Annotated in this window: 11 protein-coding genes; 4 read left to right on the top strand and 7 right to left on the bottom strand. The window is 60.5% G+C overall.

Annotated features, from left to right (window positions below; all coding sequences use genetic code 11):
- Nucleotides 1-180: 180 nt before the first annotated feature.
- Genes gmhB through Q9290_RS15720 form a run of 6 tightly spaced genes read right to left on the bottom strand, consistent with a single transcriptional unit; the run spans nt 181 to nt 6,616 of the window.
- Nucleotides 181-738, bottom strand: a complete 558-nt coding sequence (gene gmhB / locus Q9290_RS15745) for a D-glycero-beta-D-manno-heptose 1,7-bisphosphate 7-phosphatase (protein ID WP_306080592.1) — start codon at nt 736-738, stop codon at nt 181-183.
- Between the two features lie 14 nt (nt 739-752).
- Nucleotides 753-1,766 carry an ABC transporter ATP-binding protein gene (locus tag Q9290_RS15740; RefSeq protein ID WP_306080591.1) on the bottom strand — a complete coding sequence of 338 codons (1,014 nt, stop codon included), beginning with the start codon at nt 1,764-1,766 and terminating at the stop codon, nt 753-755.
- Nucleotides 1,763-2,743 (bottom strand): ABC transporter ATP-binding protein, encoded by a 981-nt coding sequence (locus tag Q9290_RS15735; protein WP_306080590.1) that lies wholly within the window; start codon nt 2,741-2,743, stop codon nt 1,763-1,765. Before Q9290_RS15735 ends, Q9290_RS15740 begins: the two co-directional genes overlap by 4 nt.
- Complete coding sequence (locus Q9290_RS15730; protein ID WP_306080589.1) at nt 2,743-4,545, bottom strand: extracellular solute-binding protein; 1,803 nt, start codon at nt 4,543-4,545, stop codon at nt 2,743-2,745. The genes Q9290_RS15735 and Q9290_RS15730 overlap by 1 nt, the downstream gene beginning before the upstream one ends.
- Nucleotides 4,546-4,557: 12 nt before the next feature.
- On the bottom strand, nt 4,558-5,604 hold the full coding sequence (locus tag Q9290_RS15725) for an ABC transporter permease (protein ID WP_306080588.1): 1,047 nt from the start codon (nt 5,602-5,604) through the stop codon (nt 4,558-4,560).
- Nucleotides 5,597-6,616: an ABC transporter permease subunit gene (locus Q9290_RS15720; protein WP_306080587.1), complete on the bottom strand. Its 1,020-nt coding sequence runs from the start codon at nt 6,614-6,616 to the stop codon at nt 5,597-5,599. Before Q9290_RS15720 ends, Q9290_RS15725 begins: the two co-directional genes overlap by 8 nt.
- A 289-nt stretch (nt 6,617-6,905) precedes the next feature.
- Here Q9290_RS15720 and metN point away from each other — a divergent pair, with 289 nt between their 5' ends.
- The 4 genes from metN (at nt 6,906) to rfaH (ending at nt 10,040) form a co-directional block, all read left to right on the top strand.
- Nucleotides 6,906-7,949, top strand: coding sequence for a methionine ABC transporter ATP-binding protein MetN (gene metN / locus Q9290_RS15715; protein ID WP_306080586.1), 1,044 nt, complete (start codon nt 6,906-6,908; stop codon nt 7,947-7,949).
- Complete coding sequence (locus tag Q9290_RS15710) at nt 7,930-8,583, top strand: methionine ABC transporter permease (RefSeq protein WP_019934424.1); 654 nt, start codon at nt 7,930-7,932, stop codon at nt 8,581-8,583. The genes metN and Q9290_RS15710 overlap by 20 nt, the downstream gene beginning before the upstream one ends.
- A 24-nt stretch (nt 8,584-8,607) precedes the next feature.
- On the top strand, nt 8,608-9,438 hold the full coding sequence (metQ, locus tag Q9290_RS15705) for a methionine ABC transporter substrate-binding lipoprotein MetQ (RefSeq protein WP_306080585.1): 831 nt from the start codon (nt 8,608-8,610) through the stop codon (nt 9,436-9,438).
- Between the two features lie 98 nt (nt 9,439-9,536).
- Nucleotides 9,537-10,040, top strand: coding sequence for a transcription/translation regulatory transformer protein RfaH (rfaH, locus tag Q9290_RS15700; RefSeq protein ID WP_306080584.1), 504 nt, complete (start codon nt 9,537-9,539; stop codon nt 10,038-10,040).
- A 4-nt stretch (nt 10,041-10,044) separates the two neighbouring features.
- On the opposite strand, the gene Q9290_RS15695 is transcribed toward rfaH, so the two are convergent.
- Nucleotides 10,045-11,310, bottom strand: coding sequence for an inverse autotransporter beta domain-containing protein (locus Q9290_RS15695; RefSeq protein WP_306080583.1), 1,266 nt, complete (start codon nt 11,308-11,310; stop codon nt 10,045-10,047).
- Nucleotides 11,311-11,326 lie beyond the last annotated feature (16 nt).

The following is an 11,326-nucleotide window of genomic DNA, read 5'->3' as shown; positions in this document are numbered from 1 at the left end:
GTTCGTCAAGCGTTGATTTGAACTTTGTTTGGTTCGCTTTCAACCCTTGTGACCGTTGGCGTGTTGCCCCGTGTCAGTGGAAGCGCATTATAGGGAGCCGCGATTTTTGCGCAAGGGCTTTTTAAGGAAAAATCGCTTCCGCCGCATCAAGCGTTCAAAGGTTAACCAAACAGGTGAAACTTACCGCGCTTCGGCCAGCTGCCGTGCAAATTCCACCAAAGAAGAATAGACGCTTTCCGCCAGTTTTTCCCCTTCTTCGGTAATTTCCTTGCCGGTCCGTACCAGCACGGGGTGCCCCACACCGGCACTGATGGCTGCATTCATGTCCGACACCTTGTCACCCACCATATAAGACGCGGCCATGTCGATACCGAGCTCCCTGGCGGCATCCAGCAACATGCCCGGTGCCGGCTTGCGGCAGTCGCATTCCCGCGTATCGGGGCCGTTGCCGGCGGTCGGATGATGCGGGCAGAAATAGATGCCGTCGAGATCCACGCCCCGATCGGCCAGAGACCAGTCCATCCACTCGGTCAGGCGCATGAAGTCATCTTCGCTGAACATGCCCCGAGCAATGCCGGACTGGTTGGTGACCACCACCAGCAAATAGCCTTTCTCCTTGAGCAGGCGAAGGGCGTCAATCACCCCGTCAATAAAGACAAAATCATCGGAATGAGACACATAGCCGGTGTCCTGGTTAATGACGCCGTCCCGGTCGAGAAAAATCGCTGCCTTTGCCACTGTCTTACCTGCCTTCAGTCAATTGTTACCGGGCGCATGTTAGCACAGGGCTGGCGGGCGCCGGAGGCAATTTCTGCCGCATAATGACAGGCGACTTTATGACCATTCCCTTGCAGCAACGGCACTTCACGGGCACAACGGTCACCGGCGTAGGGGCAGCGGGTACGAAAATGACAGCCACTCGGCGGACTGGCCGGGGACGGCAGTTCGCCGCTCAACATCATGGGCGCCTGTCTGTGCCGCGGATCAGGCCGGGGAATGGCCGAGATCAACACTCGGGTATAAGGATGGCGCGGCTGCCGATAAAGCTCCTCCGCCGGTGCCTGTTCGACAATACGCCCCAGGTACATGACGGCAATATGATCCGATACATGCTTGACCACCGACAGATCATGAGCGATGAACAGCATGGCCAGCCCCCGCTCCTGCTGTAATGACAACAACAGGTTGAGGATCTGGGACTGTACCGATACATCCAGTGCCGATACGGCTTCATCGCATACCAGCAAGCGCGGGTTGAGGGCCATGGCGCGGGCGATGCCGATGCGCTGGCGCTGGCCGCCGGAGAATTCGTGAGGAAACCGCTCCAGCGCCGAGGCCGGCAACCCCACCCGCTCCAGCAGCTCTGCCGCCCATGCCTGGCGCTCGCGCCAGCTGCCCATTTTGTGAATAACAAATGGCTCCTGCAGCAGGGTGCCTATGGTATGACGGCCGTTGAGCGACTCCTGAGGATCCTGAAACACCATCTGCATCTGCCGGCGCAGGGGCTGCATTTGCCGGCGGCTGTAATCGGTAATGTCGGTGCCGTCATACAGAATGCGTCCGCTGGTGGGCTCATGCAGTTTGAGCAGGGCCCGGGCCAGAGTGGACTTGCCGCACCCCGATTCCCCCACCAGCCCCAGGGTCTGGCCGGCTTCCAGCTCAAAACTGACGCCATCCACCGCGTACAGAGTACGCCCGGAGCGCAGCAAACCACCTCCCAGGGTGAAGTGCTGGGTCAGGTTGTCGACGGTCAGCAAGGCCGTCATAAGTCCAGCTCCCGCCAGTGGTGGCACCACACATGGTGCACGCTGTTTGCCAGTTCAGGGGGCGGCTGAACATCGCACACGCCGGTGCGGTGCGAGCACCGGTTGGCAAAGCGGCAACCGGACGGCAATTGCTCCAATGACGGCACCTGCCCCCCAATGACCGGCAGCTCGGTTTTACCGGGCCGATCCAGCCGGGGAATGGACGCCAGCAATCCGCGGGTATATGGATGGCGGGGCCGCTCAAACAGGTCGAACACACCGGCCTGCTCGGCACTGCGCCCGGCATACATCACCAGCACCTGATCGCAGATCTGGGCCACCACGCCCAGATCATGGGTAATAAAGATCACCGCCATGTTGTTTTGCTGCTGCAACTCGCGGATCAGGTGCAGGATCTGCGCCTGAATGGTCACGTCCAGTGCCGTGGTGGGTTCATCACAGATCAGCAACTCGGGCTCGCAGGCCAGCGCCATGGCGATCATCACCCGTTGGCGCATGCCACCGGAAAGCTGGTGCGGGTAGGCGTCAAGTCGGGCCTCGGCTTCCGGAATGCCTACCCGGCGCAGCATGGTCAGCGCCGCTTCCCGTCGTTGCGCCTTGTTCAGCTCCGGGCGATGCAGCTCATACACCTCCATCAGCTGGCGGCCAACGGTATGCACCGGGTTAAGGGCGGTCATCGGCTCCTGGAAAATCATGGCAATCTTGTTGCCCCGCAGCCGGTAGCGCTGCTGAGGGTCAAGCGTCAGCAGATCCGCTCCCTGAAACAGGGCCCGACCGCCTTCCACTTTTCCCGCCGGTTGCGGCAGCAGGCCCAGCAGACTGAGCGCGGTCACGCTCTTGCCGCAGCCGGACTCCCCCACCAGCCCCAGGGTCTGGCCGGGCGCCAGCGAAAAACTGACGTCATCCACGACTCGAAAGCAGCCCGCTTCGGTAGTAAAACTGACCGCCAGATTGTTCACCTCCAGCAATGCCGCCATCAGGCTTCAGGCCTCCGCCAGGTTTCCACAACTTCCAGCACCGGCTCAAAGCGCTTGCCGCCGGCCTTGATCTCGGCCTTTTGTTGCTGATCGATCCAGAACAGTCCGCCGGTGCTGTGAGGATAACCTTCCATCGGCCAGAACAGGGACGGCGAGTGCCGGGTGCCCTTGCTCTCGGGCAGTTTCACGTAACGCCAGTAAGCTTCCCGGGTATAGGGCACCTGATAACCGGGAATAAAGATGGCGAGCTCATGCACCCGGCGCTGAATTTGCCGGGAAATGGCCGCCTTGGCATCCAGGTCCATGGTGCGGCGATATTCCTCGATCAGCCGGTCCAGTTCATCGTCACTGATGTTGAACAGGTTGTTGGTCTGGGGCTTGCCGGCATTGAGGGAGTGAAAGAATTCCCAGTACTGAGGGTAAAGACCGCCACCGCTCCAGCCCAGCCAGGCTGCCTCATGCTTTTTCTCAAGCATCGACTTGAAGCCGGTGGCGCCGTCCACCAGGTTAAGCTGCAGATCCAGCCCGGCCTTGCGCGCCTCCTCCCGCAAAATGGCCAGACGGGCGGTATGCTCCTGAGTGGTGTAGGTGACCGCCAGGCTGAGCCGGTCACCCTTGGCATTCAGCAAAATGCCACCCGGGCCCTGACGATCAAAGCCTGCCTCGGCGAACAGCGCCCGCGCCTGTTGAATATTGTACTCGCGGGCGCGAATATCGTAATCGGTGAAGTCGCCGTAGCCGGTGCCAAAGCTGTTCATGCGTTCATAGTCGCCCCGCAGAATGGTCTCGAGCATGCGCTGCATATTGATGGCATGGGCAATGCCCTTGCGCACCCGCACATCCGACAGCCGCGGGTGAGCGGTATTGAGGTGCAGCCCCTGGGCGCCCTGCTGCATGTCGTTGTAGAACCAGATGCGGTTGATCAGGCCATTGCGGTACTCGGGGGTATTGGTCTTGTCGTGCCACCATTCCGGCAGGATCAGACCAAAGGTGTCGACATCACCGCGCAGAAAGTGGCGGTAGGCGATGTTGAGATCTCGCACCACGGTCAGACGAATTTCATCCACATTAAAGCGATGCCGGTAATAGGTAAGGTCGTTGCCCCACCAGTCGTTCAAGCGCTTGAAGGTAATGGAGCGGCCTCGTTTCACATCGCTGATCACATAGGCGCCGGTAACCGGCGCCACTTCCCAGTTGTAGCGGCGCACCCAGTCCTCGCTCAGCTCGTAAAAATGCTCGGGCTGAGGCACCAGGCCCACGGTATTGAGCAGCTCACGGCGGCTTTTGGGGCTGCCGGCGGTCACCGAGATGGTGTAGTCATCGTATTTGGTGACGTCGGTGAGCTCTTCGGTGAAATAGTTGTTGTACCAGGGCGCCCGAATCACCTTGGAGCGCATGAACTCGAGCGCGAACAGGTAGTCGTCGGCGGTGACCGGCTCGCCGTCGGACCAGCGTGCCGCCGGGTTGAGTTTGAAATACATGGTGCGATCGTCGTCACCAAAGGCCCAGTGGGTGGCCAGGGCGGGAATGGGATTCTCGGTTTGCGGATGCAGGGCATAGAGGCCGAGCTGATTTTCCAGAATAAAGGAGCGGAACGAGGTATTGGAGTCGGGCCCCACGGTCCGGAAGGTCAGGGGAAAGCTCAGCAGTGTCATGTTGAACTGGCCGCCCCGTTTGGCCTCGGGCGAGGCAAAGATGGGATCGTCCTGGTTGGTTTCCCAGGTCAGGTCGTCGGGCAGCTCCGCCGCCTGCAGGCCCAGGGCCAGACCAAAGGATGCGACTATCGCCAGCAGTTTGTTCATTGCAGTCCTCCCCTATTCATAACGGGAAAAATGTTTGGGATCAAAGGCCTCGCGAATGGCCTCGCCGATAAAGGACACTGTGATCAACACCAGTGACACCGCCGTCACCACCGACGCCACTATCCAGGGTGAGTCCAGATGGTTCACGCCCTGACGCAGCAATTCACCCCAGCTCGGGGTCGGCGGCGGCAGGCCAAAACCCAGGTAATCGAGGGCCGTGAGCAGCGAAATATTGGCCACCACGGTAAAGGGCGCAAGGGTCACTATCATCATCAGGGTATTGGGCAGAATGTGGTGCACGATAATGCGCCAGGTGCCGGCACCCTGAGCCCGGGCCGCCAGCACGTAGTCCCGTGCCTTTTCCTTGTAGGTCAGAGTACGCATGTACCAGGTGATGCCCATCCAGCCAAACAGCACGTTGATGGCCACAAACAGGGCAAAATTGGGCTGGGTGATCGACACCAGTATCATGATCACGTACAGAAACGGCACCTGGGACCAGATTTCGATAAAGCGCTGAAACAGCAAGTCGAACCGCCCGCCCCGAAATCCCATCAGGCAACCGATCATCACCCCGATGAGGTAACTGGCGGTGAGCGCGATAAAGGCAAAGCCCACGGCGGTGCGAAAACCGTATACCAGGCGCGCGACTATGTCCCGGCCCGAGCTGTCGGTGCCGAGAAAGTGCCGGCTCTCAATGCTGGGCGCCGTGGGCGGATAACCGTTGCCACTGTAATCCTGCTCATAGGGGCTCCAGGGCACCAGCGGCAGCAGCACCCAGTTGCCGGGCTGCTCATCCAGCACCTGCTTCAGCTGCCGGTAATCGGTTTCGTACTGGTAGCCAAGGCCAAAGGTGTCACCGGTGATCACGGCACCGTAAGTGGGAAAATACAACTGACCCTCATACTTCACCAGCAGCGCCCGGTTGCTGACCCACAGCTCGGCGGCAGCGGCCAGCAGCACCATCACCATAAACAGCACAAAGGCATAATAGCCGCGCCGAATGCTGCGAAAGCGGCGCAGTTTCTTTTTGGTGACATTGGAAAGCAACCTAGCCATCGAACCTCACTCGCGGATCCACCAGTGCCACGCAGATATCCGACAATATGTTGCCCAGCAGCATCAGCAGCGAGGTCACCGCCAGTATACCCATCACCACCGGGTAATCCCGCTCCACCACCGCCTCATAGCCGAGCAGGCCCAGGCCGTCGATATTAAAGATCACTTCAATCAGGAAAGAGCCGGCGAAAAACACCGAGATCACGTTGCCGAAGTGGCTGGCGATGGGAATAAGACTGTTGCGCAGGGCGTGGCGGGTAACGGCCTTGCCAAAGGGCAGCCCCTTGGCCACGGCGGTACGCACGTAATCCGCCGACAGGTTTTCCATCAGGCTGTTTTTCATGGTCATGGTCAGCACCGCGAAATCACCGATGGCATAGGCAATCAGCGGCAGCAGGGCATGGTGAAACAGATTCAGGGTCTTGGGCCAGAACCCCTCCAGGTAGTAGAAGTCGTCGCCCACGAAACCGCCCATGGGAAACCAGCCCAGCTGAAAGGCGAACACCGTCAGCAGAAAAATGCCCACCACATAGGCCGGCAGGGCGTAGCCGGCATAGATAAACATGGAGCTGATGCTGTCGAAGCGGCTGTTGTGTTTCAGTGCCTTGAGCACCCCCAGGGGAATGGACACCAGGTAGCTGAGAATAAAGGTACTGATGCCGAAAAAGGCCGACACTGGCAGCCGCTCCTGGATCAGCTCCCACACCGGCAGGTAGTAGCGGGTAGACTCCCCCAGATCGAGGCGTACCAGTTTGCCCAGCCAGTCCAGGTAGGCTTCGCCCACCGGCTTGTCGAGACCGTAAAAGGCCTTGAGCTCGTCGATCTGCTCGGATGACAGCACCTGACTGCCCCGGCTGCTCTGGCTGAACTCGCTGCCCGCCAGCTGGCTTTCCATCAGCATGCGTTCCACCGGGCCGCCCGGCACAAAACGGGTGATGGCGAACACCACCAGGGTAATACCGAGAAAGGTGGGGATCAGCAGCAATAATCGACGCAGAAAATACTGGCCCATCGTGTTCCTTATTTTCGTTCCCTGAAAAAGAATGAAACGCCTTCGCTTCACTGGCCGCAGAGTCATAGCCAGCTTACGGGTTATGGTGCTCTTTTTCATCCTATATCAATGCATTGGCAAAGGGGCAAGACAGGGGCCACTTTTCCTTTCGCCCTGTGGCGGGAAATACTCGTTGACTCGGACGTCCAGACGGCTTAGCATCCTCTGCCATTAGTCATGGTTTCATGACTTGTCCCTGTTCTTACGCTGTTCATGCAGTGGATAACCATACCGGAAGGCCCATCCTCCGATGATCAAACTGACCAATATCACCAAGCGCTACGGAACAGGCGAGTTCGCCGTTCACGCCGTGAAAAACGTGGATCTGGAGGTCGCTGCCGGCCAGATCATGGGCGTTATCGGCGAATCCGGGGCTGGCAAGAGCACCCTGATCCGTTGCGTCAACCTGCTCGAACGCCCCACCGAGGGCAGAGTCTACGTGGACGGCCAGGATCTGACCGCCATGGGCAGCACCGAGCTGTCCCGCGCCCGCCGCAATATCGGCATGATTTTTCAGCACTTCAACCTGCTGTCGTCCCGCACCGTGTTTGACAATATCGCCCTGCCCCTTGAGCTGGCCGGCACGTCAAAGGCCGACATCAAGCAGCGGGTCAACGAGCTGCTGGATCTGGTGGGCCTGTCCCACCGCGCCAACGCCTATCCCAATGCCCTGTCGGGCGGCCAGAAACAGCGGGTGGCCATTGCCCGCGCCCTAGCGCCGGCGCCCAAGGTGCTGCTGTGCGATGAGGCCACCTCGGCGCTGGACCCGCAAACCACCCAGTCGATTCTGGCGCTGCTGAAAGAGCTCAATCAGCGTCTGGGACTGACCATTTTGCTGATCACCCACGAGATGCAGGTGGTCAAGTCCATCTGTGACCGGGTGGCCATCATCAACGACGGCGAACTGGTGGAGCAGGGCGAAGTGGCCTGGTTCTTTGCCAATGCCCAGACCGAGCTGGCCCGGCGCTTTATTGCCTCCACCATTCATCTGGAAATTCCCGATGAATATCAAAAGCGGCTGGCGGCCGAACCGGAAACCGGTGCCCTGCCCCTGGTGCGGCTGGGCTTTACCGGCGAAACCGTGGACACGCCATTGATCTCCATTCTCAGCCGGGAGCTGAGTGTGGACGTCACCATTCTCAGCGCCGACATCGAATATGCCGGCGGCGTGAAATTCGGCTTTATGCTGGCCGAGCTCGACGGTGAGCCTGAGCAGACTCAGGCCGCCATCGCTTATCTTCAGGAACACAAAATTCAGGTGGAGTTACTCGGTTATGTCCGACGCCATGATTAACCTGCTGCTCTCGGCACTCTGGGAGACCCTGATCATGACCTTTGGCTCGGGCGCCATCGCCTGCGCCCTGGGTCTGCCGCTGGGCATTGCCCTGCACGTGAGCAAGCCCGGTCAGATCTGGGAAAACAAGGCCTTTAACAAGATCCTCGGCACCGTGGTCAACATCGGCCGCTCCGTGCCCTTTATCATTCTGCTGGTGGCCATTATTCCCTTTACCCGGCTGGTGGTGGGCACCAGCATCGGCACCTGGGCCGCCGTGGTGCCGCTGACGGTGGCCGCCATTCCCTTTGTGGCCCGGCTGATGGAAGGTGCCCTGATGGAAGTACCGTCCGGGCTGGTGGAAGCAGCCCAGGCCATGGGCGCGCGCCGGCTGCAGATTGTGTACAAGGTATTGCTGCCCGAGGCCCTGCCCGGCATGCTCAACGGCATCATCATTACCCTGGTGACCCTGGTCAACTATTCCGCCATGGCCGGCGCCGTGGGCGGCGGCGGCCTGGGCGACGTGGGCATTCGCTACGGCTACCAGCGCTTTGACCCACAGATCATGCTGATCACCGTCGTCATACTGGTGGTGCTGGTACAAATCATTCAGAGCGCCGGCGAACGGCTGGTAGCCCGTATGGATCGTCGCTGATTTATTTTAATAAAGGAGAGCATCATGAAAGCAGGATTGAAAACATTCGCCACCCTGGGCGTGCTGGCCTCGGCCCTGACCCTGGCCGGTTGCGGCGAGCAGGCCGAGCAAACCACCACCGAGGCCGAAGCGGTCAAGCCGCTGCGCCTGGGCGTGATCGCCGGAGCCGAGGAGCAGGTCGCCGAAGTGGCCGTCAAGGTCGCCAAGGAGCAGTACAACCTGGACGTGGAGCTGGTGTCCTTCAGCGACTACGTGACCCCCAACGTGGCCCTGAGCGACGGCAGCCTCGACATCAACGCCTTTCAGCACAAGCCCTACCTCGACAAACAAATTGCCGATCGCGGCTACGAGCTGGTGCCGGTAGGCAACACCTTTGTGTACCCCATCGCCGCCTATTCCAAGGTGATCCAGTCTCTGGATGAGCTGGCCGAAGGCGCCAAGGTGGCTGTGCCCAACGATCCCACCAACCTGGGCCGCAGCCTGCTGCTGCTGGAGCAACAGGGCCTGATTGAGGTGGACGATGCCGTGGGTCTGGAAGCCACTCCCCTGAACATCACCGCCAACCCCAAAAACCTCGACATCGTCGAGCTGGAAGCCCCTCAGCTGCCCCGCTCCCTGGATGACGTCGCCTTTGCGGTGATCAACACCACCTACGCCTCGCAAATCGACATGCTGCCCGGCCGCGACAGCCTGTTTGTGGAAGACAAGGAGTCTCCCTACGTCAATCTGATCGTGTCCCGCACCGAAAACCAGAACGACGAGCGCGTACAGACCTTCGTCAAGGCCTATCAAAGCGAAGAGGTCTATCAGGCGGCGCTGGAGCTGTTCAAGGGCGGCGTGGTCAAGGGCTGGTAAGTCACCGCTCACTTTATCAGCAGGGTCACGGCACGCCGTGGCCCTTTTTTTTTGTTGCTGCCATAATGCAGCTTTCACCCACAGCGCAGGATGGATTCATGCTCAACTGGTACCTGGCCCACTGTCGTCCACGGGAAGAAGAACGGGCCCTGCTGAACCTGGAACACCAGCATATCGAGACCTTCTGCCCCTTTATCGAAGTGAAAAAAGTCGTGCGTGGCAAACGGGTGCTGCGCAACGAAGCGCTGTTTCCGGGCTATGTGTTTTTGCGCGCCGATCTGGAACAGACCAGCTCCACCACCCTGCGCTCCACTCGGGGTGTGCGCAACCTGGTGCGCTTTGGTGACACCCCCTGCGTGGTACCCAAGGAGCTGGTGTACGATCTCATGTGCCGCGCCGGAGACGAACGCCTTGGCGAGCAGCTGAGCGACCTGCCCAGGTGCGGCGACAAGGTCATGATCAAGGAAGGCCCCTTTGCGGGCATGGAAGCCATTTATCAGGAAGCAGACGGTGACAGCCGTGCCATGTTGCTGCTGACGCTGCTGCAAAATCAGACCCTCGCCAGCTTTGCCAACAGCGACTACACCCGCCTCGAAAAATAACGCCTCAGCGCTGCTCCAGTACCATAACCCTGTGATATTGCAGTGGCCGGTAGCCAAGCTCCCCGGAAGTGCTCGCCATGCGCCACCACAGCCCCGGCGCCAGCCGCAGGGGCAGCTCCAGCATCAGCCGCAGGCGTGATTCCACCTCGTTTTCACTGTTGCTGAGCAGGGACGTCTGTAACCGAAGAATGCGCCAGGGCGCATAGTTCAGCGACCATTGCGTGGACGCCGCCGCCTTGTGCCTGTCACCGCTGCCAAAGAGTCGCAGCTGCTCACCTCGCCAGCGATAATGACGACCGCTGACACTGAGCCCGGGCAACGCCTTCACCCGTCCTTCACCAAACCAGATGCGGCCGGCGGCGGGCCGCTCACGCCGCTGCTCCAGGCGCCAGGGCGACAGCGGCCGGTACTGCGCAGCGCCCAGGCGCCAGTCGTTTTGCTCCAGCCACAGCAGCAGGCCGCCACGGCGGTGGGCACTGTGTTCCTGATAGTCAAACAAGGGCTCAATATGCAGCAGACGATCCGATGCCAGCGGCTGGCGGTAATGCAGTCCCAGCTGATAGGTCAGCCGGTCGTCCCGGTAATCCACGCCCAGTTCCGTGTTCAGCGCCTTCCACACCGGCAACGCCAGCTGGCTGTTGACCTCGGCATCCTGGTCAAACAGCGGCAACTGGTAGTCCCAGTACCAGTCGCTGGGATTGAGCCAGGGCAGCGAAGCCAGCCGGCTGGTGCCAAAAGACAGGGTGTCATCGGCAAGCAGTTCGGTCTGGGCCAGCACAAAACCGTCGAGATCGTCGGTGGCGGCGGCCCGGGCCGCACTGGCCAGGGTTTGCAGCAGCTCACCGGACCTGGGGGCCCTGGCAGGATCGGGCCGGCCCAATCCCGGCAGAGACATAGTGGATGCGTGAGCGGCAGAGGTGGCCGGAGCGGCAGAGGAAGATAAACGGGCCGGCACCGGCCCGGCGACGGCAGAAGAAGGTGGCTTGTCGGAAACCCGCTCGGGCACCCGTGCGGGGACCTGTTCAGGAACCCGTTCGGGGACCTGTTCAGGAACCCGTTCGGGGACCCAGATCCAGTCGTCGGGAGCCAGCGGCACCATAAAGCGCTCGCGGTTAAACTCCCATCGCAGGGTTCGCTCGGTCAGCTGATAACGCTGGGCCAGACCGGCCCAGTTTTCGCCCTCGGATACCTGATGCATCACCATCACGGGCCCGGCAGCCCGGGCCATCGCCATCATGCCCAGCCCCAGTAAAAGGCATACCCACCGCATGCTTCGGCCTCCCCTT

Origin of the sequence: Oceanimonas aquatica (genome assembly GCF_030732065.1) — a bacterium.
Lineage (GTDB): Bacteria > Pseudomonadota > Gammaproteobacteria > Enterobacterales > Aeromonadaceae > Oceanimonas.
The sequence above is the reverse complement of the archived record's forward strand: the minus strand, read 5'-3'. Positions and strand labels throughout refer to the sequence as shown.

Coding starts and splice junctions, on each gene's coding strand:
- metN (WP_306080586.1), top strand. CDS start 6,906: ATGATCAAACTGACCAATATCACCAAGCGCTACGGAACAGGCGAGTTC.
- Q9290_RS15740 (WP_306080591.1), bottom strand. CDS start 1,766: ATGACGGCCTTGCTGACCGTCGACAACCTGACCCAGCACTTCACCCTG.
- Q9290_RS15720 (WP_306080587.1), bottom strand. CDS start 6,616: ATGGGCCAGTATTTTCTGCGTCGATTATTGCTGCTGATCCCCACCTTT.
- Q9290_RS15695 (WP_306080583.1), bottom strand. CDS start 11,310: ATGCGGTGGGTATGCCTTTTACTGGGGCTGGGCATGATGGCGATGGCC.
- Q9290_RS15730 (WP_306080589.1), bottom strand. CDS start 4,545: ATGAACAAACTGCTGGCGATAGTCGCATCCTTTGGTCTGGCCCTGGGC.
- rfaH (WP_306080584.1), top strand. CDS start 9,537: ATGCTCAACTGGTACCTGGCCCACTGTCGTCCACGGGAAGAAGAACGG.
- Q9290_RS15725 (WP_306080588.1), bottom strand. CDS start 5,604: ATGGCTAGGTTGCTTTCCAATGTCACCAAAAAGAAACTGCGCCGCTTT.
- Q9290_RS15735 (WP_306080590.1), bottom strand. CDS start 2,743: ATGGCGGCATTGCTGGAGGTGAACAATCTGGCGGTCAGTTTTACTACC.
- metQ (WP_306080585.1), top strand. CDS start 8,608: ATGAAAGCAGGATTGAAAACATTCGCCACCCTGGGCGTGCTGGCCTCG.
- Q9290_RS15710 (WP_019934424.1), top strand. CDS start 7,930: ATGTCCGACGCCATGATTAACCTGCTGCTCTCGGCACTCTGGGAGACC.